Origin of the sequence: Mycobacterium sp. IEC1808 (genome assembly GCF_002101935.1) — a bacterium.
GTDB lineage: Bacteria > Actinomycetota > Actinomycetes > Mycobacteriales > Mycobacteriaceae > Mycobacterium.
In genome coordinates this window covers 23423-48011 of record NZ_LQPV01000015.1, presented here as the reverse complement: position 1 = coordinate 48011, position 24589 = coordinate 23423, and the positions used below count along the sequence as shown (strand labels likewise).

Here is a 24589-nt window from a genome sequence, read left to right as displayed (position 1 = left end):
CCAAAACTTCGGTTTACGGGCCCGTCTCGAAATCCGCTGACGCGCAACGTAACCGAAAGTAGGACGACGTCGCGCGGTCGGCTCAGGGGTCAACCGGGACCCAGTCCGTCCTCTTCAAGACGCTGGAAGGCCCGGACGGGGTCGTTATGGCGGATTACCTCCTCGGCGACCCGCCACATGGGCCTCATGCAGCGTTGTGACATTCTGCGGAGCACGTCCAGGGCGTGCTCGCTGTCGAGATCGAAGCGGTTCATGATGATGCCTGTGGCTTGCCAGACACCGGAATCCGCGGGCCAGTCCGGACGCGGATGGGCGGTCTCCATGCTCAGTTGACCAATCTGTTCTTCAAAGCCGCCCCTGCAGACACCCCATTGTCCTCTGCCGATGTCAGGAATGAAAGCCCCCGGATGGCCGGAACGAAAAAGGGGTAACCGCGTCTTAGCGCACGATTCGGAAACCTGGGAGAGAAGGACACGCCAGTGAGCGGTGCGAATAAAGCCCGGAACAAAGTCGACCAGATCACCGGCAAGGCCAAAGCGGCAATCGGCCGTGCGATGAACGATCCAGCGCTGGAAGCCGAGGGGAGGGCCGATCAGCGCGCGGCCCACCTGCGAGACGCCGGCGAAAAGGTCAAGGACGCCTTCCGGCCGCGACGCCGTCGGGCGACGCTTCGACGGCGTCGGCAGATCTAGCGCGAAGTGTCACGGCCGGCTCGGCGGCGTGACACGACGCATCCCATTGGTTTTCCTCGGCTGCGCGAAAACGCGATCCCCGTCGGGGCGCCATCAAAAGTGGACTGAAAGGGCAAGATGTGCGCGTCGTGAACGGCGCATGAATTGTGGGTCGGCTGCGACGCCCCCGAAGCGCGCCAACGTGAGACTTATTGGGTGACTTCAACCCACGCGAACCACAAGCACGCCAAGTTTCTCAAGTCAGTGATCCGTTGGCTGGACGTCGGGTACCCACAGGGCGTTCCCGGGCCGGACCAGGTGGCCCTTTTCGCCCTGCTCAGGAGCACACCGCTGACCCAGGATCAGCTGGAAGAAGTGGTGGAAAACGTCATCGCCAAGCACCGCGCCGAAGGCGACGGGCCGATCAGCAAGGACGAGATCGGCGAGTTCATCACCAAGACCACCCACCACGACCCCGGCCGGGAGAACATCATCCGGGTGGCCGCGACGCTGGCCGCCGCCGGCTGGCCGCTGGCCGGAATCGACGTCAGCGAAGTGTGCCCCGGCGACGAGCATGGCGAGGCCGCCGAGGAGATCGCCTGCCGGCGAGAAGAGGCCGCCTCACAGGGTTGAGATGTCGATGACGAAGCGGTAGCGCACGTCGCTGGCGAGCACCCGCTCGTAGGCCTCGTTGACGTAGGCCGCCTCGATCACCTCGATCTCGGGCGTCACGTCGTGATCGGCGCAGAAGTCCAGCATCTCCTGCGTCTCGGCGATCCCGCCGATGTTGGACCCGGACAGGCTGCGCCGCGCCAGTGCTAGCGGGAACGCCGGGACCTCCATGGGGTGTTCGGGGATGCCGAGTTCGACGAGGGTGCCGTCGACGTCGAGCAGGTTGAGGTAGTCCCCGAGGGGCAGGTTCGCCGACACCGTGTTCAGGATCAGGTCGAAGCTGCCGCGCAGGTTGCGGAACGTGTCGGGGTCGGCCGTCGCGTAGTAGTGGCTGGCGCCCAGGCGCAGGCCGTCCTCCATCTTCTTCAGCGACTGGGACAGCACACTCACCTCGGCGCCCATCGCGGCGCCCAGCTTGACGCCCATGTGCCCCAGGCCGCCGAGGCCGATGATCGCCAGGCGGGTGTCCTTGCCGGCCTTCCAGTGCCGCAGCGGCGAGAACAGCGTGATGCCGGCGCACAGCAGCGGCGCGGCCTTGTTCAGCGGCAGCGAGTCGGGGATGCGCAGGACGAAGTTCTCGTCGACGACGATCGCCTGGCTGTAGCCGCCCTGCGTCGGGGTGCCGTCCTTGTCGATGGAGTTGTAGGTGAAGGTCGCGCCCGGCTTGCAGTACTGCTCGAGCCCGGCCTTGCAGCTGCTGCACTGGCCGCAGGAGTTCACCATGCAGCCCACGCCGACGTGGTCGCCCACCTTGTACTTCGTGACCTCGGCGCCCACCTCGGTCACCACGCCGGCGATCTCGTGGCCGACGACCACGGGGTAATTCGGCACGCCCCATTCGCCTTTGGCGGTGTGGATGTCCGAGTGGCAGATCCCGGCAAACTTGATGTCGATGGCGACGTCGTGCGGGCCGGGGTCGCGGCGCTCGATGGTGGTCTTGGTCAGCGGTGCGGTCGCCGAGGTGGCGGCGTACGCCGAAACAGTGCTCATGAATATCCCTCTTCGAGTTTCGATGCGTCCTACAGAAGTTTAGCTAAGGTAAAGTTCTCGGGCCAATTGGCGGGTGAGCTAGTTGATCGGGGCGTTGAGCAGGCGCAGGTCGTCGACGATGCCGCGGGCCGCTATCAGGCCCTCGCCGCTTTGCCATACCTCGTCGTTGACGACGTAGACCCGGTTGTCGTGGTTGGCGGACAGCTTGCGCCAGGGGTTGCTGTCCAGCACGGTGGCGGCGCGATCCGCGGCGGCCGGGGTGGCGCATGACACATAGATCACGTCGGCGTCCGCGGCGGAGAGGTCCGGGTTTTTGGCGAGGTCGGCGTCGGTGGCGCCGATCTCGATGTAGGGCTTGTCGGTGAACCGCTGGGCGGCGGGCCGGTCCACCCCGACGGCCCCGAGCACGCTGGCCGGGAAGTTGTTGGCCCCGTACACCCGGATCGCGGTGGTGGTCAGCTGCACGATCGACGCCTGGAAATGGGACGCGTCGTGCGCCGTGCCGATCTGGGTGGCCCGCTGCGTGAACCCGGCGATCAGGGCGTCGACGGCGCCGGTGCGCGCGGTGGCGGCGCCGACGCCGCGCAGGTTGGCCTCCCAGGCCGCGCCGGGCGCCGCCGTGAACACGGTCGGGGCGATCGCGGCGAGCTGCGGGTAGAGCTTGGGGGTCAGGCCCTGCGATCCGAGGATCAGGTCGGGGTGGGCCGCGGCGATGCCAGCCAGGTCGGGATTGGTGCGGGTACCGACGCCCGGCAGGCCGTGCACCGCACCGCCCAGGTACGACGGCTGGCCCGACGACCCGTCCGGGAGCGCGGCGGCGACCACCCGCGATTGCAGGCCGAGCGCGCACAGGGTGTCCAGCTGGTCGCCGGAGAGCACGACGATGCGCTGCGGCTCCGCGGGAACGGCGACCGTGTCGGGGGTGACGCCGGCGGCGTTGCGGGCCTGGCGGGTGGGCGGGCCGGGATCGGCCGGGGCGGCGTCGCGCGGGCACGACTCGTCGGGCTTGCGGTCGTTTCCGAGCACACCGGCGCCCGCGATCTGGGTGGTGGGCGTGATCAGGGACCGGGTCGATGCGTTGCTGCCCGAGCCGCCGGCACCGCATGCGCCGCAGGCCAGGACGGCCACGGCCAGACCCGCTGCGGCCACGGTCGATCGCCTTCCCAGCACGGGTCCGACGCTAACATCCGGCGACTTCGGAGCCATTTACGACAGTTTGTAGGACTGCCCCTGACGGCGAGTTGTCGGAAGGCTAAGATTCGGAGCAATACTGGGTTCGGGCCCTGTCCGATACGGATGTTTGGAGGAGCTGTTGACAGCCGAAGCCCCCCCGTTGGGAGAACTCGAGGCCGTCCGTCCGTTCCCGGCCCGGACGGGTCCCAAAGGGAACCTCGTCTACAAGCTGATCACCACCACCGATCACAAGATGATCGGCATCATGTACTGCGTCGCCTGCTTCATCTTCTTCTTCCTGGGCGGGTTCCTGGCGCTGTTGATGCGCAGCGAGCTGGCGTCGCCGGGCCTGCAGTTCTTCTCGAACGAGCAGTTCAACCAGCTGTTCACCATGCACGGCACGATCATGCTGCTGTTCTATGCGACCCCGATCGTGTTCGGCTTCGCCAACCTGGTGCTGCCGCTGCAGATCGGCGCGCCGGACGTCGCCTTCCCGCGGCTGAACGCGTTTTCGTTCTGGCTGTTCCTGTTCGGCGCCCTGATCGCGACCGCCGGTTTCATCACGCCTGGCGGCGCGGCGGACTTCGGCTGGACCGCCTACACCCCGCTGTCGGACGCGATCCATTCGCCCGGCGCCGGCGGTGACCTCTGGATCATGGGCCTCGCCGTCGCCGGCCTGGGCACCATCCTCGGCGCGGTCAACATGATCACCACGGTGGTCTGCATGCGGGCCCCGGGCATGACGATGTTCCGGATGCCGATCATGACCTGGAACATCCTGGTGACGTCGATCCTGGTGCTGATTGCCTTCCCGCTGCTGACGGCGGCGCTGTTCGGCCTGGCCGCCGACCGCCACCTGGGCGCGCACGTCTACGACCCGGCCAACGGCGGAGTCCTCTTGTGGCAGCACCTGTTCTGGTTCTTCGGCCACCCCGAGGTGTACATCATCGCGCTGCCGTTCTTCGGCATCGTCAGCGAAATCATCCCGGTGTTCTCCCGCAAGCCGATCTTCGGCTACACCACGCTGGTGTACGCGACGTTGTCGATCGCCGCACTCTCGGTCGCGGTGTGGGCGCACCACATGTTCGCCACCGGAGCCGTTCTGCTGCCGTTCTTTTCGTTCATGACGTATCTGATCGCGGTGCCGACCGGGATCAAGTTCTTCAACTGGATCGGCACGATGTGGAAGGGTCAGTTGACCTTTGAGACGCCGATGCTGTTCTCGATGGGCTTCATGGTCACATTCCTGCTGGGCGGCCTGACCGGCGTGCTGCTGGCCAGCCCGCCGCTGGACTTCCACGTCAGCGACAGCTACTTCGTGGTCGCGCACTTCCACTACGTGCTGTTCGGCACCATCGTGTTCTCCACCTTCGCCGGCATCTACTTCTGGTTCCCGAAGATGACCGGCCGGCTGCTGGACGAGCGGCTGGGCAAGCTGCACTTCTGGCTGACGTTCATCGGCTTCCACACCACGTTCCTCGTGCAGCACTGGCTGGGCGATATGGGCATGCCGCGCCGCTACGCCGATTACCTGCCGACCGACGGCTTCACCACGCTCAACGTGATCTCGACGATCGGCGCCTTCATCCTGGGCGCGTCGATGTTCCCGTTCGTGTGGAACGTGTTCAAGAGCTGGCGCTACGGCGAGGTCGTGACGGTCGACGACCCGTGGGGTTACGGCAACTCGCTCGAGTGGGCGACCAGCTGCCCGCCGCCGCGGCACAACTTCACCGAGCTGCCCCGAATCCGTTCGGAGCGCCCGGCATTCGAGCTGCACTATCCGCACATGGTGGAGCGGCTGCGCGCCGAGGCGCACGTCGGCCGCCACGCGACGGCGCTCGAGTCGCCGAAGGGCTTCGGTCCGCGGACCGAACCCGATCGCTCGACCGCCGACCAGTAGCGGCGGCTGCCGGGAGTGAACTCACCACTCAAGGTGTCGGTGCTGATCACCGTCACCGGCGTGGATCAGCCGGGCGTGACGTCGGCGCTGTTCGAGGTGCTGTCGCGGCACGGGGTGGAGTTGCTCAACGTCGAACAGGTGGTGATCCGCGGGCGCCTGACGCTCGGGGTCCTGCTGTGTTGCCCACCCGAGGTCGCCGACGGCCCGGCGCTGCGCGATGACGTCGAATCCGCCATTCGCGCAAAGGGTCTCGACGTCAGCATCGAACCCAGCGACGACGTCCCGATCATCCGGGATCCGTCGACCCACACCATCTTCGTACTCGGCCGTCCGATCACGGCCCGGGCGTTCGGCGCGGTGGCGCGGGAGGCGGCGGCGCTGGGCGTCAACATCGACCTCATTCGCGGCGTGTCCGACTACCCGGTGACCGGCCTGGAATTGCGGGTATCGGTGCCGCCCGGCGCCGACGGGCCGCTGCGCAACACGCTGTCGCGCGTCGCGGGCGACGAGCGCGTCGACATCGCGGTCGAGGGCTACAGCCTGGAGCGGCGCGCCAAGCGGCTCATCGTGTTCGACGTCGACTCGACGCTGGTTCAGGGTGAGGTCATCGAGATGCTGGCCGCGCGGGCGGGCGCGCAGGGCGCGGTCGCCACGATCACCGAGGCCGCCATGCGGGGCGAGCTCGACTTCGCGCAGTCGCTCGAGCAGCGAGTGGCGACCCTGAAAGGCCTGCCCGCCACGGTGATCGACGAGGTCGCCGCCCAGTTGGAGCTGATGCCCGGCGCCCGCACGACGCTGCGCACGCTGCGGCGCTTGGGTTTTCGCTGCGGGGTGGTCTCCGGCGGGTTCCGGCGGATCATCGAGCCGCTGGCGGAGGAGCTGGCGCTGGACTACGTCGCCGCCAACGAGCTGGAGATCGTCGACGGGACGCTCACCGGGCGGGTCACCGGACCGATCATCGATCGGGCCGGCAAGGCGCAGGCCCTGCGGGAATTCGCGCAGCAGGCGGGGGTGCCGATGGAGCAGACCGTCGCCGTCGGGGACGGCGCCAACGACATCGACATGCTGGCCGCGGCCGGGCTGGGGGTGGCGTTCAACGCCAAACCCGCGCTGCGCGAGGTCGCCGACGCGTCGTTGAGCCACCCCTACCTGGACACGGTGCTGTTTCTGCTCGGCGTGACGCGCAGCGAGATCGAGGCCGCCGACGCGGTCGACGGCCAGGTGCGTCGCGTGGAGATCCCGCCGGATTAGTGGTGACCGCGGTACGGCACGATGGGCGGGTGCCCGAAAACGGAAGTCGGAGGTGAAGCCCGAGGATTCGAGAGAATCCGAGGGTGGAACCGACCAAACTAACGAGGCAGCGGACGCCGATCTGCTGATCGACTTCAGGAACGTGTCGCTGCAGCGCGATGGACGCACCCTGGTCGGACCGCTGGATTGGGCCGTGGAACTCGACGAACGCTGGGTGATCATCGGGCCCAACGGCGCGGGCAAGACGTCGTTGCTGCGGATCGCCGCCGCGAGCGAGCACCCGTCGTCGGGCGTGGCGTTCGTGCTCGGCGAGCGGCTGGGCCGGGTCGATGTGTCGGAGCTGCGGTCGCGGATCGGGCTGAGCTCGTCGGCGCTGGCGCAGCGGATCCCCACCGACGAAGTCGTGCGCGACCTCGTCGTCTCGGCGGGCTACGCGGTGCTGGGCCGTTGGCGCGAGCGCTACGAGGACGTCGACTACCGCCGGGCGATCGACATGCTGGAAAGCCTTGGCGCCGAGCACCTCGCGGACCGCACCTACGGCACGCTGTCGGAGGGGGAGCGCAAGCGGGTGCTGATCGCCCGCGCGTTGATGACCGACCCGGAGCTGCTGCTGCTCGACGAGCCCGCCGCCGGCCTGGACCTGGGTGGCCGGGAGGAGCTGGTGGCACGGCTGGCCGATCTGGCCGCCGACCCCGATGCGCCCGCGCTGGTGCTGGTCACCCACCACGTCGAGGAGGTGCCGCCCGGCTTCAGCCACTGCATGCTGCTGTCGGAGGCCAGGGTGGTCGCGGCAGGACTGCTGTCCGACGTGCTGACCGCCGAGAACCTGTCCGCGGCGTTCGGCCAGTCGATCGCCCTGGACGTCGTCGACGGGCGCTATTTCGCTCGGCGAGTCCGCACCCGCGCGGCCCACCGGAGGCAGCTATGAGTACACCGCAGGATCCGCCGCCCCTGGTCCCCCGACCGGCGGCGACCGTGATGCTGGTCCGCGCTGACCCGAAGGGCTCAGAAACCGGGTTAGAGGTCTTCCTGATGCGCCGGCACGCCAAGATGGAGTTCGCCGCGGGGACGATGGTGTTCCCCGGCGGCGGCGTCGACGACCGCGACCGAAACGCCGATATCGCCTGGGCGGGGCCGCCGCCGCAGTGGTGGGCGCAGCGGTTCGGCATCGAACCCGACCTGGCCGAGGCGCTGGTCTGCGCCGCCGCGCGCGAGACGTTCGAGGAATCGGGGGTGCTGTTCGCGGGACCGGCGGGGGACCCCGATGGGATCGTCGGTGACGCCTCGGTGTACGGCGAGGCGCGCCGCGCGCTGGCCGACGGCACGCTGTCCTTCGCCGACTTCCTGCGCCGCGAGAACCTGGAACTGCGATCGGACCTGCTGCGGCCGTGGGCCAACTGGGTGACCCCGGAGGCCGAGCGCACCCGCCGCTACGACACCTACTTCTTTGTGGGGGCGCTGCCGGAGGGGCAGCGGGCCGACGGGCGCAACACCGAGTCCGACCGCGCGGGCTGGACGACGCCGCAGGCCGCCATCGACGACTTCGCCCACGGCCGGTGCTTCCTGCTGCCGCCGACCTGGACGCAGCTGGACTCCCTGGCCGGCCGCACGGTCGCCGACGTGCTGGCCGTCGAGCGCCAGATCGTCACGGTGCAGCCGCACCTTGAAATCCAGGGCGACAACTGGATTTTCGAGTTCTTCGACTCCGACCGCTACCACCAGGCCCGCGAGGCGGGCGGCATGGGGTGGCGGCATTGAGGGAATTCGTCAGCGTCGTGGTCAGCGACGGGTCGCGCGACGCCGGCCTGGCCATGTTGCTGCTGTCGCGGCCGCCCACCAACGCGATGACGCGGCAGGTCTACCGCGAGATCGTGTCCGCGGCCGACGAGCTGGGGCGCCGCGACGATGTCGCCGTCGTGATCCTGTTCGGCGGCCACGAAATCTTCTCCGCCGGCGACGACGCGCCCGAGCTGCAAACGCTGACCGCGGGCGAGGCCGAGACGGCGGCCCGGGTGCGGCAGGAAGCCCTGGACGCCGTCGCGGCGATCCCCAAGCCGACCGTGGCCGCGATCACCGGCTACGCGCTGGGCGCCGGCCTGGCCCTGGCCCTGGTCGCCGACTGGCGGGTCAGCGGCGACAACGTCAAGTTCGGCGCCACCGAGATCCTGGCCGGCCTGGTCCCCGGCGGCGGGGCGATGACCCGGCTGGCCCGCGTCACCGGCGCGAGCCGGGCCAAAGAGCTGGTGTTCAGCGGGCGCTTCTTCGACGCCGAGGAGGCGCTGGCGCTGGGCCTGATCGACGAGATGGTGGCCCCCGACGACGTCTACGACGCCGCGGCGGCGTGGGCGCGCCGCTTCCTCGACGGGCCGGCGCAGGCGATCGCTGTGGCCAAGGCCAGAATCAACGCCGTTTTCGATCGGCTACCCGACGCCGATTAGGCTGCCCTGCATGACGACGAGTACCGGGATCTCAGGCGACGCCGTTCCCAACCCGCACGCCACCGCCGAGCAGGTGGAGGCGGCGCGGCATGACAGCAAGCTGGCCCAGGTTCTCTACCACGACTGGGAGGCGGAGAACTACGACGAGAAATGGTCGATCTCCTACGACCAGCGGTGCGTCGAGTACGCCCGGGACTGCTTCGACGCCACCGTGCCGGACCAGGTGCTCAGGGAGCTGCCCTACGACCGCGCACTCGAATTAGGTTGCGGGACAGGCTTTTTTCTGCTCAACCTGATCCAGTCCGGGGTGGCGCGGCGCGGGTCGGTCACCGACCTGTCGCCCGGCATGGTCAAGGTCGCCACCCGCAACGGCCAATCGCTGGGCCTGGACATCGACGGGCGCGTCGCCGACGCCGAGGGCATCCCGTACGAGGACAACACCTTCGACCTGGTGGTCGGCCACGCGGTGCTGCACCACATCCCCGACGTCGAGCTCTCGCTGCGCGAGGTGGTCCGGGTGCTGCGTCCCGGCGGCCGGTTCGTCTTCGCCGGTGAGCCGAGCAATGCCGGCGAGGTCTACGCCCGAGCCCTATCGACGCTGACCTGGCGGGTCGTCACCAACGTCACCCGGTTGCCCGGCCTGGGCGGCTGGCGGCGCCCGCAGGCCGAGCTGGACGAGTCGTCGCGCGCGGCGGCGCTGGAGGCGCTGGTCGACCTGCACACGTTCGCGCCGGAAGACCTGGAGCGGATGGCGGAGGGCGCCGGCGCCGTCGACGTCCGGACCGCCACCGTCGAGTTCACCGCCGCGATGCTGGGCTGGCCGCTTCGCACGTTCGAGTGCGCGGTCCCGCCGGGGCGGCTGGGCTGGGGCTGGGCGAAATTCGCCTTCAACGGCTGGAAGACGCTGAGCTGGGTGGACGCCAACGTGTGGCGGCACGTGGTGCCGAAGGGCTGGTTCTACAACGTGATGGTCACCGGGGTCAAACCCTCCTGACTGGGCGCGCCCGGCGACGATGCAGGCCGCGCAGCGGCGTGAGGAGGAGTCGGGCAATCAGAATCAGCACCGACGACGTCAGCTACCTGCGCTCGGAACCGGGTGCCGCGGCGCTGGCCGCCGTCGCCGAATTCGAGCTGACCGACGCGACGCGGGTCGCCGACATCGCGGCCGTGCGTACCCGATTCGGCGACCGGGCGCCGGTGCTGGTCGAGACGACGCTGCTGCGCCGCCGCGCCTTGGACAAACTCGGGCAGCTTGAGGTCTCCGGCTGGCTGTTCACCGACGAGGCGCTGCAGCAGGCGACCGCCGCGCCGGTGGCGTTGCACCGGGCGTCGCGGCTGGCCCAGGCGGGCGTGCCGGTGCACGACGCGACCTGTTCGATCGGCACTGAGCTGGCCGCGCTGCGCGCCGCGGGCGTTAGCGCGGTCGGCAGCGACATCGACGCGGTGCGCCTCGCGATGGCGCGGCACAACCTGGGCGCGGCGACCGGCCTGTGCCGCGCCGACGCGCTGCACCCGGTGACCCGCGACGCGGTGGTGCTGGTCGACCCGGCGCGCCGCCTCGGGGGACGCCGGCGGATGCGCGTCGACGACTACGCACCCGCCCTGGGCCGGGTGCTGGACACCTACTCCGACCGTGACCTCGTCGTAAAGTGCGCCCCCGGAATAGATTTCGACGAACTGAGCCGTCTCGGTTTCGGCGGCGAAATCGAGGTGACGTCGTATCAGGGGTCGGTGCGGGAAGCGTGCCTGTGGTCGGCCGGGCTGTCGCGGGCCGGGGTGCGCCGGCGGGCCAGCGTCCTCGATCGCGGGGAACAGCTCAGCGACACCGAACCGGACGACTGCCCGGTGGGCCCGCCCGGGCGGTGGATCGTCGACCCCGACGGAGCCGTCGTGCGGGCCGGTCTGGTGCGTCACTACGCCGCCCGGCACGGGCTATGGCAACTCGACCCCGACATCGCGTACCTGTCCGGGGATCGGCTGCCGCCGGGGGTCCGGGGTTTCGAGGTGCTCGAGCAGCTGGCATTCGACGAGCGCCGGCTGCGGCAGGCCCTGGCGGCGCTGGGCTGCGGGGCGCTCGAGATCCTGGTCCGCGGGGTGCGGGTCGACCCCGACGCGCTGCGGCGCCGGCTGCGTCCGCGCGGAGACCGGCCGCTGTCGGTGGTGATCACCCGCATCGGCGCCGGGGCCGCCGGCCGTGCGACGGCCTTCGTCTGCCGGGCGTCCCGGTAGGCTGGCTGCGTCACACCTGGTAGGCGCCCCGCCCTAAATCCGCGAGGACAATTCACGATGCGTTACCTGATAGCGGTCGCGGTGCTGGCTGCCGCGGTGGCTTTTATGGTCCCGGCGGGCGCGGAACCGGCGTCGTGCGCCAGCCTGGGCGGCACCGTGGAGGCCGGCCAGATGTGTCAGGTGCACGCCACCGGCCCCACCTACATGCTGAACATGACGTTCCCCGCCGACTACCCCGACGAGCAGGCGCTGGTCGACTACATCACGCAGAACCGCGACGGGTTCGTCAACGTCGCGCAGGGGTCCGGCACGCGCGACCAGCCGTACCAAATGGAGGCCACCACCGAGCAACACACCGCCGGACAGCCGCCGCACAACACCCGCAGCGTCGTGCTGAAGTTCTTCCAGGACCTGGGCGGTTCCCGGCCGACCACCTGGTACAAGGCGTTCAACTACAACCTCGGGACCAAACAGCCCATCACCTTCGACAACCTGTTCGCGCCGGGCACGACGCCGCTGGACAGCATCTTTCCCATCGTCCAGCGCGACCTGAACCGGCAAAACCCGCTGGGCGCAGTGATCTTGCCGTCGACCGGACACGACCCGTCGCACTATCAGAACTTCGCCATCACCGACGACCAGCTGATCTTCTACTTCGCCCCCGGCGAGATGCTGCCGGCGTTCGGCGGCCCCACGCAGGCGGAGGTGCCGCGCAGCGCCATCCCGCCGCTCGCCGTGTGAGTCCTGGGCGGCGACACGCCGACGGGCTCCGCCCCAGCCGCACAAAGCAAAGCCGCGAATTCACATTCAAACGCGTAGCCGGCTCAGACGGGCCCGGCCAGCGTCTCGATCGCCGCGGCGCCGATCGCCAGCCCGACCTGCGCCACACAACCGACGATCGGAACGAAAAAGGCCCTTCGGCGCCGGATGAGCAGGGCCACCGCGACGACGACGTCGGCGACCAGGACGGCGGCGCCGCCCCAGACCCCCAGCATCATGGCGCGGTCGATCCAGGCGGGGTCGCCGCACTTGACGGCGCCGCACGGGTCGGTGCCCATCACGAACAGGCCCAGCAGCACATACGTCGCCGCCAGCAGGAATCCGTGGACGATGAGCAGGACGACGGTCGCGACGACGTCGGCGGGGCGGCTGCGCGCGCTCATGCCGGCCCGAATCCATAGACCTGACCGTCGCTGGTGGCGGCCACCACCCGGCGATCGTTGCCCACCGACACGCCGACGGGATACCCGCTGGCCGCCGGAAGCGGATAGCTGCCCAGCGTGTGCCCGTTGCCCGGGTCGAACACCAACACCGACATCCCGGGTGCGCCGTCCGCGGGTGGACCGCCGACGACCACGTATCCGGCGCCGCCGCCGGCCAGGCTCGACGACGACAGCGGCGTCGCGTCGTCGCGGCGCCATGCCGGGTCGGCGTGATCGCCGGCGTCTTTGAACGCCACCAGCCGCGTGTCGGGGCCGCCGCCCGACACGATCAGCCCCTGCGGTGTGACCGCGGGCGGCGTCTGCGCCAGAAACCCAAGTGGCGCAGACCATTTCGGTTTCCCGTCGGCGGCGTGCAGGGCCCACAGCCGTTGGTCGCGGCCGTTTACGTAGACGGTCGAGCCGTCGGCGGACAGCACCGGGCTGGCGATGACACCGGCGCCGACGGCGTCGCTGGTCCAGTCCCGGGTGATGAGCGGCGTCTGGCCCGGGTGGTACTTCAGCCCGACCAGCCCGGCGGCCGGGGCGCCGGGCTGCCAGACACCCAGCACCGCGGTCCCGTTGACCGGTGAGTAGGCCGGCGCCGCGGCGACCGGGCAGCCCGGCCGGGCGGGCGCGCAATCGGCCAACCCGCGCGTCGCGTCGGTGGGGTCGACGCCCTCCACCAGATCGAGTGGGCTGCCGACCACCTCGCCACGGTGCGAGTCGAAAACCAGCACCTGTCCCAGGTGCGTGGTGACGAGCAGCTGGCCGTGGCCCAGAAACCTTGGGGTGGTGGGCATCCCGATCACGGGCTGGCGCCACCGCGTCCACTGGGTCACCGGAAACGAGAGGAAGGTGCCCGGCTGGCCGACGTACAGGTTGTCGAAGCCGTCGAACAGCGGGCCGGCGAAGCCGCCGCCCTGCACCAGCCGCACACACCAGCGTTGGCGGCCGTTGTCATTGGCCTCCCACTCCATCAGCGAACAGCCGGCCGGGGTCTGCGCGTTCAGCGCGAGATAGCTGCGCGCGCTCAGCGCCGCGCCCGACCCGAGGCTGCCCTTGACCGACCGCGTCCACTGCAGCGACAGCTTGGTGGCGCCGCCGGTCGCGGTGTAGCTGCTGTTGGCGGCGTCGCCGTATTGCGCCGGCCAGCCCTGCGCGGGCGAGGCGTCCACCCACGAGTCGGTGTTGCCGCAGCCGCCGAGCCCGACCGCGAGCCCGGCCGCCAAGGCGGCGCACGAGCCGCGCCGAAGCCCACGCAGGAGATGTCGGGCAAGCACCTCGGGTTTCCAAGTCCTTCTACGTTGCGGGGGCAGCGAGCGAGTACAGGTGAGGGTAACCCCTGACGGCTCCGATAGGCTTTCCGGCCATGACGAGCATGTGGAATGCTCCGCTTCATCGCCGCTGGCGTGGATCGAACCTGCGCGACCCCCGCCAGGCCAAGTTCCTCACGCTGGCCTCGCTGAAGTGGGTGCTGGCCAACCGGGCCTACACCCCGTGGTACCTGGTGCGCTACTGGCGGCTGCTGAAATTCAAGCTGGCCAACCCGCACATCATCACCCGCGGGATGGTGTTTTTGGGCAAGGGCGTGGAGATCCACGCGACACCGGAACTGTCGGAGATGGAGATCGGCCGCTGGGTGCACATCGGCGACAAGAACACCATCCGCGCGCACGAGGGCTCGCTGCGATTCGGCGACAAGGTGGTGCTCGGCCGCGACAACGTCATCAACACCTACCTCGACATCGAGCTCGGCGATTCGGTGTTGATGGCCGACTGGTGCTACGTCTGCGACTTCGATCACCGCATGGACGACATCAACCTGCCGATCAAGGATCAGGGCATCGTCAAGTCCCCGGTCCGGATCGGGCCGGACACCTGGGTCGGGGTCAAGGTCACCGTGCTGCGCGGCACCTCCATCGGGCGCGGCTGCGTGCTGGGGTCGCACGCGGTGGTGCGCGGCGTCATCCCCGATTACTCGATCGCGGTCGGCGCACCGGCCAAGGTAGTCAAGAACCGCCAGCTGTCCTGGGAGAGCTCGGCCGCGCAGCGCGCCGAACTGGCGGCCGCGCTGGCGGATATCGAACGCAAGAAGGCGGCGCGCTAGCCCGCTTTATTCGGGATGATCGTCGACCTTGTAGTCGAAGCTGACGTCGCCCGCGTCGACGCCGGTGACGGTGACGGCAATGCCGTACTTCTGCGTGCCGTCGGTGAGCTCGCAGCGCAGCGTCGCGCCCTCGACGCCCTTCAGGTTGTCCGGGCACGTCACGGAGTCGGGCTTGCGGCCGACTTGCTGGGTCAGCTTGTTGCTGAGGATCTTCGCGACCTGGTTCTTGTCGACCGTCTCGACCATGTCGAACTTGACGTCGTTGCCGTTGACGCTGGTCACCGTGACGTTGACATTGAAGGTCTGGTCTTTGACCTTCATCGTGCAGTTCAGCTGCGCGCCGACCGAGGCCGGCAGGTCGTTCGGGCAGTCGACCGATTCGGGCTTGTTGCCGGCGGCGTCGGTCAGCTTGGCGGTGATCTGGTTGGCGACGTCGCCCTTGCTGACCGCGTGCTTCGACGAGACCGAACACGAACAGGCGCCGGCGCCGGCCATTACCCCGGCGGCCGCGCCCGCCACCAACAACGTCCGAACGATCGAGCGAGCCATGGCGCCTCCCGTGGGCGAAATCGACGACAACTGTGAGTCGGCTGATAATTGCATGCCAACCAGCTTCGGGTCCAAGGAATCGCTCAGATGCTGTGATAGCGGCGCAGCGCTTCGGCGCGTTCGGCTCCGTGGTCGACGATCGGTGCCGGGTATCCCTGCGGCCGTTCGCCTTTCCTCAAGTGCGGGTCGTCGACTCCGCGCAATTCGGAAACCCAGCGCCGGATGTAGTCGCCGGACGGATCGAACTTCGCGCCCTGCGTGGTCGGGTTGAAGACCCGGAAGTACGGCGCCGCGTCGGTGCCCGATCCGGCGCACCACTGCCAGCCGTGCTGGTTGTTGGCCATGTCGCCGTCGACGAGCTGATCCAGGAACCATTCGGCGCCCCACTGCCACGGCAGGTGAAGGTCCTTGACCAGAAACGACGCGGTGATCATCCGCACCCGGTTGTGCATGAAGCCGGTCTCGCGAAGCTGACGCATCCCGGCGTCGACGACGGGAAACCCGGTTTGGCCGGCCTTCCAGGCCTCGAAGCGGCGCTTGGCGTCGGGTCCCGTGTCGATGGGGATGTCGTCGAACCGGCCGTTCCAGTTGTGCCACGCGCTGGCCGGCCGGTGATGCAGCACGTCGGCGTAGAAATCGCGAAATGCCAACTCCCGCAGGAAGGCTTGCGCCCCTGCGCCGCGCAGGTCGAGGTCGGCGACCATGGTGCGGGGATGGATGCAGCCGAATTTCAGGAACACCGACATCCGGCTGGTGCCCGCCCGGTCCGGCCGGTCGCGGTCCTGCCCGTAGCGCTGTAACCCTTTGTCCACGAACGACTTCCAGAGCCGAAGCGCCGAGGCCTCGCCCGCCACCACGTCGAGCGCGGCGCCGGGGTCGGGGATCTGGCACTGCTCGATCCTCAGCCGCCCCGGATGGAGCCAGCGCGCGAAGGCGGCGCCCGATTTCGCCGGCGCCCGCCAGCCGACGTCGCGCCACTGGCGCAGGAACGGGGTGAACACCTGATAGGGGGAGCCGTCCTGCTTCGTGACGCGCCCGGGTGAAACCAGGTACGGCGAGCCCGTCGCCACCAACGGCACGGAATCCAGTGCGGCGCCGACACGTTCGTCGCGGCGCCTTCCGTAGGGTGCGAAATCCTCCGAGATGTGCACCGACGACGCGCCGATCTCCTTGGCAATGCGCGGGATCCACGTCTCGGGCCGTCCGCGGGCCACCAGCAGCCGACCATCGAGGTCGTCGCGCAGGCGGCGCAGCGAGTCACCCAGGAATTGCAGCCGGCGCCGCCCCGACGAGGCCTCCAGCCTCGGATCGAGGACGAAGCAGGCGAGCACTTCCTCGCCGTGCTGGGCGGCGGCGACAAGTGCGGGGTGATCGCGCAACCGCAGGTCACGGCGAAACCATAACAGCGTCGGCATGATTCAGCGGTTGAGCCGCCAGATGTGGGTGGACAGGACGGTGGCGAAAGCGCACCACAACGGGTAGGGGGACAGCGCGGCTCCGGCCTTGGCGTCCGCCCGCGCGGCCCGGCGCACGAGGTCGGCGCTGCTGACTGCCAGCGCTGCGGCGCCGAGCGCGGAGGCGCCGAGCTTGTGATAGCGGAAGAACAGCCAGCTCCATCCGGCGTTCAGCGACAGGTTCAGCCCGAGCGCCGCGGCGTAGCGGCGCGCCTCGTCGTGCCGCCCGGCCGCGCGCAACCGGTCGATGACCACCGCGGACGTCGCCGCGATATCGGTGTAGAGCGCGGTCCAGACGACGGGGAAGGCGACGCCGGGCGGCTGATAGGGCGGCTTGCGAAGCCGGGAATACCAGGCGGGCACGCGGCTTGGGCTGGCGATGCTTCCGGTGCCGGCGGCAACGGCGACGGCGAGGGTGGTCGCGACCACGATCGACGGTTTCACGCTCTGCTTCCTTTCGGTTGGGTGGGATCGGTGGGCCACCAGATGCGGTCGCCGATAAGGGTGAACAGCGCGGGGATGACCAGGGTGCGCACGACGAAGGTGTCGAGCAGGATGCCGAGGCCGAGGATGATGCCCAGCCGCGTCAGCGCATCGTCCCAACTCACGCGACAAGTATTTCAGTGATTTAACCATTAATCAAGTTAACAATCGCCGTTTGGCGCGGTATGCTGCGATTCTGATGGAAGCCACCACCGACCGTGTTCGGCTCGAGGCGCTGATCGCGGCCGACGCGCGTGCCCTGACCGCCGAATCCGACCAGATGGGTCGCGTCTTCGCCGCGGCGCACCAGTTGGGCCCCAGCGACTTTCGCGCCTTGCTGCATATTCTGGTTGCCGAAACGGCGGGAGCCCCGCTGACCTCGGGGGAGTTACGTCAGAAGATGGGGCTGTCGGCGGCGGCGATCACCTACCTGGTGGAGCGGATGATCAATTCCGGTCATATCCGCCGCGACACCCACGCCGACGACCGCCGAAAGGTCATCCTGCGCTACTCGGATCCCGGGCTGGACACCGCCCGCTCGTTCTTCACCCCACTGGGACTGCACACCCGAGCCGCGCTCAACGACCTGCCCGACGAGGATTTGGCCGCGGCCCACCGGGTCTTCACTGCGCTGATTGCCGCGATGCGCCACTTTCAGAGCGAATTGAGTTGACCTCCCTGAACGTTTGACGGTGCCATCGCGCCAGCCAGTCGGGTGCCCACCAGTTCCGGCCGCCGAGCACGTGCATGAAGGCCGGCACCAGCAGCATCCGCACCAGCGTCGCATCGGCCAGGACCGCGATGGTCAGGCCCAGTCCGAACATGCGCATGAAGGACACCCCGGCGGAAGTCAGGGCCGCGAACGAGATCGACATCAGCAGCGCCGCAGCGGTGATCACCCTGCCGGTGCGCGCCAGCCCCAGCGCGATGCTCTCGTCGTTGTCCGCGCGCGTTCGCGGTGAGTCCAGCCAGTACTCGCGGATCCGGGAAAGCAGGAAGACTTCGTAGTCCATCGACAGCCCGAACGCGATGCAGAACATCAGCACCGGGACGTTCGCCGCCAGCGTGCCGGTCGGCGTGGTGCCGGCCGCGCCCAGGTGCCCGTCTTGAAAGATCCACACCAGGGCGCCGAACGCGGCCGTCAGCGAGACCATGTTGAGCAGTACCGCCTTGATCGGCAGCAGCACGCTGCCGGTGAGGAGGAAGAGCAGCACCAGCGTCACGACGGCAATGAATCCGAACACCAACGGCAAGCGGCTCGTAATGCCGTGCACGCAGTCACGATTCGTTTGTGCCATCCCGGTGAACCGCGCCGGTTGGTTTCGCGGCGGTTCGATCGCGTGCAGCCGGTCCAATTGCGCCTCGGACGCCCGGGTGTAGAGGGGCGCGGCGCTGTCAATGGTCAGATAGGCGCTGCCGGTTGCCATTCCGCTTGAGGCCGACGGCGGGCCGCTCGGCTTCCCGGCGACGAAGGTGCCGGTCGGCGCGGATACCGCCGCGACATCGGCAACGAGGGACAACCGCATGGCGTAGTCGTCCAGGTCGCTGGTGGTGAGGCCGGCTGCGTCGGGCAGGACGACCTTGATCTCATTACCGGTGCGGAAGTCGCTGCGGATTCGGTCGCTCACGGCCCGCGCCGACGAGGACGTCGGCAGCACCCGATCGTCGGGATAGCCCCACCTGACGCCCAGGAACGGTGCGCCGAGGGCGAGCAGGACGGCGCTGATCGCCAAACCGACCGGGATCGCTTGCCGCATCACCGCTTTGGCAATCCGATACCAGGAGCTGTGTTCCAAGGTCCGCGGCGGGGGTGCGGGGCGCCGCAGGAGCCGGCGACCCAGGGTCCACATGTTGAGCGCGTCGAGACGGTCCCCGAGCAACGCGATCGTCGCCGGCGCCAGGATCGTCGCCGCCAAGGCGGCGAACGCCACCACCGCGGTGCCGGCGTAGGCGAAGGACTTGAGGAAGTACATCGGGAACAGCGCGGTTGCGGCCAATGCGAGGGCCACCGTGATCGCCGAGAACAGCACGGTGCGCCCTGCGGTCGTCACGGTCCTCACCAGCGCCTCGTCGTGGCCGGCCCCCTGCGCCAGTTCGTCCCGGTACCGGCTGATGATCAGCAACGTGTAGTCGACGGCCAGGGCGAATCCCAACGCCGCCGTCACGTTGAGAGCGAAGATCGACACGTTGGTGACCAGGGCGATCGCGCGCAGCACGGCGAGCGAACCCAGGATCGCGACTCCGCCCACCGCCACGGGCAGTGCCGCCGCGAGTATTCCGCCGAAGACCCACACCAGCGCCACGAAGCTCAGCGGTATCGCGATCATTTCCATCCGCAGCAGGTCTTTTTCGGTCTGCTGGTTGACGTGTTGGTAAACCAGCGCCGACCCTCCCGCTCGCACCGTGACGCCCTGATGGTCGCGCGCGAGACGCTCCGCCAGCGTCCGGGCGTGGTCGGGCGCGCTGTTTTCGTCGCCCTTGAGTGCCGCCAGGATCATCGCGGTCTTTCCGTCGGCGCTGAACAGGTCCGGGTTGGCCTGCGCGGCCCAGGGTGAGGTCACCTGTGCGACGAAGGGCGATTGGGAAAGCTGCTGGACAATGTCGGTGCCGACGGCCTGTGCGGGGCGGTCTCTGGCGCCCTCCGACGAACTCACCAGCAGAACCAAATCCATGCCGCCCTGGTTGAACTTCTCGGCCAGCGTCGCGGCGGCGCGGGCCGATTCGGATGCCGGGTCGAGAAATCCTCCGGCGGACAGCCTGGATGCGGCAGGTATGCCGAAAACGGCTGCGGCAATCACGAATACGACGGTGATGCCGATGATCCGGCGCGGCGCGGCGACGGCGAGTCGGGCGATTCGCGTTAGCATCTACCGCCTCGTGGTGATCCGCGCTGAATGGCGTGGGCCGGCGCTCCCTACTCGAGATTACGTTAAGATTCTTAACCATTCAAGTACTTAAATAAATTCGGAAGTTGCACTAGGCTGGCGGCCGGGGGATGGCGGATTGACCGGCGTGGGCCTGGGTACCACCCGATAAGCAAGGAACGAGGTGAGCAGTGTGTTCGGGTCGATGGGAGCCATGATCGGCGGGGTGATCGACGCGGCGGGGTCGGTGGTCGGCTACCGCCACGGCACCAAGGAGCCGGACTACACCGCGGAGCAGCTGACCCGGGATGTCGAGCTCCGGCACTACGGTGCCCGGATCGCCGCGGAGACGACCGTCGTCGCGGACGAAGAGGCCGCCCGCTATGCCGGGTTTCGCCGGCTCGCCCGTTACATATTCGGTGGCAACCGCGTAAACGAGAAGATCGCCATGACCGCCCCGGTGGCCCAGGAGGCGGCGGGCGAGCGCCGATGGGTGATCCGGTTTTTCATGCCTGCCGAAAAGACGCTGGATTCACTGCCCGAGCCTGACGACGGGGAAGTCAGGCTGGCGACCGTGCCGCCGGAGACGGTTGCGGTGCACCGCTTCACGGGCAGCCGCAGCCGCCGTGCCGTCGCTGCGCACACCGCCAGATTGCTGACCGCGCTGCGCGAGACCGGATTCGAGGCCGTCGACACGCCGACCGCCTGGTTCTACGATCCGCCCTGGACCGTTCCGGCGCTGCGCCGCAACGAGATTGCCGTGCCGGTGGAGCCGACGGCCTGACCATGCGCCCATCGACACTTTTTGCATCCGCCGCGGCGGTGATCGCGGCGGCGACGGTGGGCGGGCTGGCGACCCGCCCGGCGGCCCAGTCGGTGTGGTACCGCCAACTACGCAAACCCACCTATCAGCCGCCGCGGTCGGTGTTTCCCGTCATCTGGCCGGCGTTGTACGCCGACATCGCGGCGGTGTCCGCGGTCACCCTCGACCGGCTGCGCGACGGCGGGAACGCGCCGGCGGCCCGCTCCTACCTCGGTGCTCTGGTGATCAACCTCCTGCTGAATGCCGGCTGGTCATGGGTGTTCTTCAATCGACGCCACCTCGGGGCGGCGGTCGCGGTGAACGCCGCGCTGACCGCGAGCAGCGCCGACCTGACCCGGCGCGCCATCGCCGTACGCGGGAGGCGCGCGGTGTGGCTGTCGGCGTATCCCGCCTGGTGCGCGTTCGCCTTCGCCCTGTCCGCCCACATTTGGCTGCTGAATCGCCGCCGCAGGATCGACGCGCCGTGACAAGCGACCGCGGCGAGATGACCACCCGCAAGCGCCGTCACATCGACGTGTGCCTCGACGGGGACGTCGGCTATCACGGCCTGACGACCGGCCTGGAACGCTACGCCCTGCCCTACAACGCCCTGACCCAGACCAACCTTGCCGACATCGACCTGCGCACCGAATTTCTCGGCGCGCGGTTGCGGGCTCCGATTCTGATCGGCGCCATGACCGGCGGGGCGAAGCTGTCGGGCACCATCAACCGCAACCTGGCCACGGCCGCGCAACGGCTCGGCATCGGAATGATGCTGGGCTCGCAGCGGGTGATGCTGGACAGCGCGCTGGGGGAGCAGGCCGCCTCCAGCTTCACCGTGCGCGACGTGGCGCCGGACGTGCTGTTGCTGGGCAACATCGGCCTTTCCCAGTTCACCAAGGACGCGGTGCCGGACATCGTTCGAGCCCTCGACCGGGTGGGGGCGAATGCGCTTGCGGTGCATACGAATCCGCTCCAAGAAGCCATCCAGCGCGATGGCGACACGAACTTCGCCGGGTCGCTGGACCGGCTGCACGACGTGGCCGGCATGCTGGGCTACCCGGTGCTGTTGAAGGAGGTCGGTCACGGCATTGGCGGCGCCGCGATCGGCCAACTGCTGCGCTCGTCCGGGGAGCTGCCGGTGGCGGCCATCGATGTGGCCGGCGCCGGCGGAACCTCGTGGTCGCGCGTCGAGCAATTGGTCCGCTACGGCGAGGTGCGCTACCCCGACCTGGCGGACTGGGGCATACCCACCGCGCAGGCGATCGGGGAGGTGCGCGCGGCGCTGCCCGAGATCCCGCTGGTCGCCTCGGGGGGAATCCGGACCGGCATGGACGCGGCCAAGGCGCTGGCGCTGGGGGCCGACGTGGTGGCCGTCGCCCGGCCGCTCTTATCCGCGGCGATCGAGTCGGCGGACGCGGCGACCGCCTGGCTGCAGCGATTCATCGACGAGTTCCGCATCTGCCTGCACGGGTGCGGCGCGGCGGAGGTGAGGGCGCTGCGAGGCGTTGGCCTGACGCCTCTTTCGTAGCGGCGACGGCGGATGGCGGTGATACTGGCGTACGGATCGCCCGCGCTCGGTCATGCCTACCCCATGGCGGCGCTGCTGACCGAGCTGGGCGGGCGGGGCCATCGAGCTCACCTGCTGACCCTGGCCGGCGGGGTTTCCGCCGTGCGCGCGGCCGGCATCCACGCCGAAGCCGTTGACCGGCGAATCGAGGCCATCGCGGGCCGGGATTGGCTGGCGCCCAACGCGTTAGGGGTCCTCCAGGAGACGATCGAGGTGCTGTGCCGACGCGCCGTGATCGAGGTCGACGATCTTCGTCGCGCGCTGGCTCGGGTCCGTCCCGACGCGGTGTTGATCGACGCGAACTGCTGGGGAGCCATGGCGATGGCCGAGGCGAGTGGCGTTCCGTGGCTGGTGTTTTCGCCGTTCACACCCTACCTGAGGTCTCGCTCGGCGCCGCCGTTCGGCCCAGGCCTGCGCCCGCTGCCCGGACCGGTCGGGATGGTCCGAGACGCGTCCATGCGCCCATTCGTGCGCCACCTGTTCGACCGCCGGATCGTGCCCCGGGTCAACGCCGTCCGCGCGGAACTCGGGCTGCCGCGGGTGAAGTCGGTGGATGGGCTGATGCGCCGCGCGCCGCTGATGTTGGCCGTCGGCGGCGAGCCGTTCGAGTATCCGCATCCCGATTGGGGCCACGTGCACTTCATCGGTGCCTGTGAGTTCGAGCCCGCCCCCGCCGCCGCGCCGGAGTGGATCACCGGCATCGACCGGCCCATCGTTTTGGTCAGCACCTCCTCGATCGCACAGGCCGACGCCAAACTGGGCCGAATCGCCTTGCAGGCGTTGGCCGCTGAACCGGTCCACGTCGTCGCGACGTTCCCCGCGGGTGTGCCCGACGGGCTCCCGCAAACCTCCAACGCCACGGTGTGCCGCTTCGCGCCCCACGGCGCGGTCCTCGACCGTGCGGTCTGCGCCGTCACCCACGGCGGGATGGGCACCACGGTGAAGGCCCTGGGCCGGGGTGTCCCGGTTTGCGCGGTGCCCTTCGCCCGCGATCAGGCCGAAGTGGCGCGCCGCGTACAGGTGGCCCGCTGTGGGACTCGGCTGCCGGCCAAGAGGCTGACCGCGGCGCGCCTGCGCCTCGCCGTGCGCGAGGCGACGGCCATGGCGGCGGGCGCGCGCCGGGTGGCCGCCGGTTTCGCCGCGACCGGCGGCGTGGCCCGTGGTGCGGACCTCATCGAACAGCGGCTACTGCACGGGGTGCTACGGCGCGGCCTTTTGCCGCCGGGCGGCCGCTGACGGTCTGGCCGGCCGGTCGGAAAGCTCGTCCTCGAACGTCGACATCGCCCCGATCATCGCCGTGAAAACCCGATGAGCGGCGATCAAATCCTTGTCGCTCAAGTCCGCCATGGCCTTGCTGAGGTGAAGACCGAGCGGCCGGAAGAAAGCGTGCGCCAGCGTCATGCCGCTTTCCTCGTAGCGCAGCAACCACTTTCGTCGGTCCTCGGGGTCCGCCTCGCGCCGAATGTGGCCCGCTTCGATCATCCGATCGACGAGATAGGTGATCGCCGCGGGGGAGACGTCCATGCGCTGCCGCAATTCGGCCAGGGTCAACGGTTTTCCCGCGGTCTCGCTGACCATGATGTGCAGGAGGGCGTGAAAATCGCTGCTGCCGACCTCGTTCGTGCGCGCGAAGTGGCGGCCGATGCGATCCGATTGCGCCGTGATCGCTCGCATGTCGGCCGACAACTGCCTTTCCAGCTCAGCCCGGCCGGGCGGCGGATCTTGCGCGCGGCGCTTGCTCACCTACCCGCATCCTTCATCAGACCACCAGCGTATCCGTGCCCCTGTCGGGGACCTAGCGCGACGTGCTGCGCGCCGGGAAAGAACCTACCCGAGCCGTCGCACGACCACTTCTCGAGTTCCGCCGCCTTTTCGCCAGGGCGATCCATGACGTCACGGCGGCGAGGAAGGCGATGGTCTGCACGGTACCGGTTCGGCCGGCCGGGTAGATCACACCCGCGACGTAACGGTCGACGAACCCGGTGCTGGGCAGTGGCGTCATGCCGGCTCGTAATCGCGCCCAATTTTCCAGGGAGGTCAGCGGACACGGCACGGGCAGCGTCACGACCGCCACGCCCCAGCACACGCTCGCCAGGTGCAGCCAGATGGTGCGGGGCCACCGCAGTGCGAGGAAACCACCGCAGGGCACATAGCAGAGGTAGGCGAAGTGCGCGCCCACGCTGAGCGTCACGAGGTACTTAAAGCAGGCGAAATGCGCTTTCGTCATCGTCGGT

The 24589-nt window shown here is 69.1% G+C and carries 27 protein-coding genes and 1 pseudogene; 16 read left to right on the top strand and 12 right to left on the bottom strand.

The window, feature by feature from the left end; all coding sequences use genetic code 11:
• Positions 1–89 precede the first annotated feature (89 nt).
• Positions 90–608, bottom strand: coding sequence for an ANTAR domain-containing protein (locus tag AWB92_RS31270; RefSeq protein ID WP_346962946.1), 519 nt, complete (start codon positions 606–608; stop codon positions 90–92).
• Between AWB92_RS31270 and AWB92_RS08850 the strand changes: the two genes are divergently transcribed.
• Both AWB92_RS08850 and AWB92_RS08845 read left to right on the top strand, forming a co-directional pair.
• Positions 543–692 (top strand): CsbD family protein, encoded by a 150-nt coding sequence (locus AWB92_RS08850; RefSeq protein ID WP_346962948.1) that lies wholly within the window; start codon positions 543–545, stop codon positions 690–692. The two genes, AWB92_RS31270 and AWB92_RS08850, sit on opposite strands and share 66 nt — an antisense overlap.
• A 195-nt stretch (positions 693–887) precedes the next feature.
• A complete protein-coding gene (locus AWB92_RS08845) occupies positions 888–1304 on the top strand; it encodes a DUF3349 domain-containing protein (RefSeq protein ID WP_085184993.1) in 417 nt (138 codons plus the stop codon).
• On the opposite strand, the gene AWB92_RS08840 is transcribed toward AWB92_RS08845, so the two are convergent.
• Positions 1293–2333 carry an NAD(P)-dependent alcohol dehydrogenase gene (locus AWB92_RS08840; protein ID WP_085184992.1) on the bottom strand — a complete coding sequence of 347 codons (1041 nt, stop codon included), beginning with the start codon at positions 2331–2333 and terminating at the stop codon, positions 1293–1295. The genes AWB92_RS08845 and AWB92_RS08840 overlap by 12 nt on opposite strands.
• A 78-nt stretch (positions 2334–2411) precedes the next feature.
• Positions 2412–3467, bottom strand: coding sequence for an iron-siderophore ABC transporter substrate-binding protein (locus AWB92_RS08835; protein WP_241523410.1), 1056 nt, complete (start codon positions 3465–3467; stop codon positions 2412–2414).
• A gap of 178 nt (positions 3468–3645) precedes the next feature.
• Here AWB92_RS08835 and ctaD point away from each other — a divergent pair, with 178 nt between their 5' ends.
• The 8 genes and pseudogenes from ctaD to AWB92_RS08795 all read left to right on the top strand — a co-directional run bounded on the left by ctaD (position 3646) and on the right by AWB92_RS08795 (position 12065).
• Entirely contained in the window at positions 3646–5406 is a 1761-nt protein-coding gene (gene ctaD, locus AWB92_RS08830) for a cytochrome c oxidase subunit I (protein WP_085185158.1), read from the top strand.
• Positions 5407–5421: 15 nt separating this feature from the next.
• Positions 5422–6657, top strand: coding sequence for a phosphoserine phosphatase SerB (gene serB, locus AWB92_RS08825; protein WP_085184990.1), 1236 nt, complete (start codon positions 5422–5424; stop codon positions 6655–6657).
• A gap of 52 nt (positions 6658–6709) precedes the next feature.
• Positions 6710–7585 (top strand): ABC transporter ATP-binding protein, encoded by an 876-nt coding sequence (locus tag AWB92_RS08820; RefSeq protein ID WP_085184989.1) that lies wholly within the window; start codon positions 6710–6712, stop codon positions 7583–7585.
• Positions 7582–8415: an NUDIX hydrolase gene (locus AWB92_RS08815; protein WP_085184988.1), complete on the top strand. Its 834-nt coding sequence runs from the start codon at positions 7582–7584 to the stop codon at positions 8413–8415. The genes AWB92_RS08820 and AWB92_RS08815 overlap by 4 nt, the downstream gene beginning before the upstream one ends.
• Positions 8412–9074 (top strand): annotated as a pseudogene (locus tag AWB92_RS08810) (enoyl-CoA hydratase); the annotation flags it as partial. The gene AWB92_RS08815 and the pseudogene AWB92_RS08810, both read left to right, overlap by 4 nt.
• 31 nt (positions 9075–9105) lie before the next feature.
• Positions 9106–10089, top strand: a complete 984-nt coding sequence (locus AWB92_RS08805) for a class I SAM-dependent methyltransferase (RefSeq protein WP_085184986.1) — start codon at positions 9106–9108, stop codon at positions 10087–10089.
• 38 nt (positions 10090–10127) lie between these two features.
• On the top strand, positions 10128–11324 hold the full coding sequence (locus AWB92_RS08800; RefSeq protein ID WP_241523402.1) for a class I SAM-dependent methyltransferase: 1197 nt from the start codon (positions 10128–10130) through the stop codon (positions 11322–11324).
• Between the two features lie 57 nt (positions 11325–11381).
• Positions 11382–12065, top strand: a complete 684-nt coding sequence (locus AWB92_RS08795; protein ID WP_085184985.1) for an esterase — start codon at positions 11382–11384, stop codon at positions 12063–12065.
• Between the two features lie 83 nt (positions 12066–12148).
• Here the strand turns inward: AWB92_RS08795 and AWB92_RS08790 are convergent, their stop codons facing one another.
• Positions 12149–12487 (bottom strand): hypothetical protein, encoded by a 339-nt coding sequence (locus tag AWB92_RS08790; protein ID WP_085184984.1) that lies wholly within the window; start codon positions 12485–12487, stop codon positions 12149–12151.
• Positions 12484–13806, bottom strand: coding sequence for a PQQ-binding-like beta-propeller repeat protein (locus AWB92_RS08785; protein ID WP_085184983.1), 1323 nt, complete (start codon positions 13804–13806; stop codon positions 12484–12486). Before AWB92_RS08785 ends, AWB92_RS08790 begins: the two co-directional genes overlap by 4 nt.
• Positions 13807–13895: 89 nt before the next feature.
• On the opposite strand from AWB92_RS08785, the gene AWB92_RS08780 reads away from it, so the two are divergent.
• Positions 13896–14633, top strand: a complete 738-nt coding sequence (locus tag AWB92_RS08780) for an acyltransferase (RefSeq protein ID WP_068176044.1) — start codon at positions 13896–13898, stop codon at positions 14631–14633.
• Between the two features lie 6 nt (positions 14634–14639).
• Here the strand turns inward: AWB92_RS08780 and AWB92_RS08775 are convergent, their stop codons facing one another.
• The 4 genes from AWB92_RS08775 to AWB92_RS30025 all read right to left on the bottom strand — a co-directional run bounded on the left by AWB92_RS08775 (position 14640) and on the right by AWB92_RS30025 (position 17244).
• The gene (locus AWB92_RS08775) at positions 14640–15182 is read right to left on the bottom strand and encodes a DUF4333 domain-containing protein (RefSeq protein ID WP_085184982.1); all 543 of its coding nucleotides are present in this window, start codon (positions 15180–15182) and stop codon (positions 14640–14642) included.
• An 83-nt stretch (positions 15183–15265) separates the two neighbouring features.
• On the bottom strand, positions 15266–16597 hold the full coding sequence (locus AWB92_RS08770; protein ID WP_085184981.1) for a deoxyribodipyrimidine photo-lyase: 1332 nt from the start codon (positions 16595–16597) through the stop codon (positions 15266–15268).
• Between the two features lie 3 nt (positions 16598–16600).
• Complete coding sequence (locus AWB92_RS08765) at positions 16601–17080, bottom strand: TspO/MBR family protein (protein WP_173817386.1); 480 nt, start codon at positions 17078–17080, stop codon at positions 16601–16603.
• The gene (locus tag AWB92_RS30025) at positions 17077–17244 is read right to left on the bottom strand and encodes an MMPL family transporter (RefSeq protein WP_173817385.1); all 168 of its coding nucleotides are present in this window, start codon (positions 17242–17244) and stop codon (positions 17077–17079) included. Before AWB92_RS30025 ends, AWB92_RS08765 begins: the two co-directional genes overlap by 4 nt.
• Before the next feature lie 74 nt (positions 17245–17318).
• Here AWB92_RS30025 and AWB92_RS08760 point away from each other — a divergent pair, with 74 nt between their 5' ends.
• Positions 17319–17792 (top strand): MarR family winged helix-turn-helix transcriptional regulator, encoded by a 474-nt coding sequence (locus AWB92_RS08760; protein WP_068133282.1) that lies wholly within the window; start codon positions 17319–17321, stop codon positions 17790–17792.
• On the opposite strand, the gene AWB92_RS08755 is transcribed toward AWB92_RS08760, so the two are convergent.
• The gene (locus AWB92_RS08755) at positions 17743–19986 is read right to left on the bottom strand and encodes an MMPL family transporter (protein WP_085184979.1); all 2244 of its coding nucleotides are present in this window, start codon (positions 19984–19986) and stop codon (positions 17743–17745) included. The genes AWB92_RS08760 and AWB92_RS08755 overlap by 50 nt on opposite strands.
• 202 nt (positions 19987–20188) lie before the next feature.
• Here AWB92_RS08755 and AWB92_RS08750 point away from each other — a divergent pair, with 202 nt between their 5' ends.
• Genes AWB92_RS08750 through AWB92_RS08735 form a run of 4 tightly spaced genes read left to right on the top strand, consistent with a single transcriptional unit; the run spans position 20189 to position 23591 of the window.
• Complete coding sequence (locus AWB92_RS08750) at positions 20189–20767, top strand: heme-binding protein (protein ID WP_085184978.1); 579 nt, start codon at positions 20189–20191, stop codon at positions 20765–20767.
• Positions 20768–20769: 2 nt separating this feature from the next.
• Positions 20770–21273 (top strand): TspO/MBR family protein, encoded by a 504-nt coding sequence (locus AWB92_RS08745; RefSeq protein ID WP_085184977.1) that lies wholly within the window; start codon positions 20770–20772, stop codon positions 21271–21273.
• A 17-nt stretch (positions 21274–21290) separates the two neighbouring features.
• On the top strand, positions 21291–22316 hold the full coding sequence (gene fni / locus AWB92_RS08740; RefSeq protein ID WP_173817389.1) for a type 2 isopentenyl-diphosphate Delta-isomerase: 1026 nt from the start codon (positions 21291–21293) through the stop codon (positions 22314–22316).
• A gap of 12 nt (positions 22317–22328) precedes the next feature.
• Positions 22329–23591, top strand: coding sequence for a glycosyltransferase (locus AWB92_RS08735; protein ID WP_085184975.1), 1263 nt, complete (start codon positions 22329–22331; stop codon positions 23589–23591).
• On the opposite strand, the gene AWB92_RS08730 is transcribed toward AWB92_RS08735, so the two are convergent.
• Positions 23556–24098: a MarR family transcriptional regulator gene (locus tag AWB92_RS08730; protein ID WP_068176074.1), complete on the bottom strand. Its 543-nt coding sequence runs from the start codon at positions 24096–24098 to the stop codon at positions 23556–23558. The genes AWB92_RS08735 and AWB92_RS08730 overlap by 36 nt on opposite strands.
• Before the next feature lie 52 nt (positions 24099–24150).
• The gene (locus AWB92_RS08725) at positions 24151–24582 is read right to left on the bottom strand and encodes a DUF2784 domain-containing protein (protein ID WP_085184974.1); all 432 of its coding nucleotides are present in this window, start codon (positions 24580–24582) and stop codon (positions 24151–24153) included.
• Positions 24583–24589: the final 7 nt, after the last annotated feature.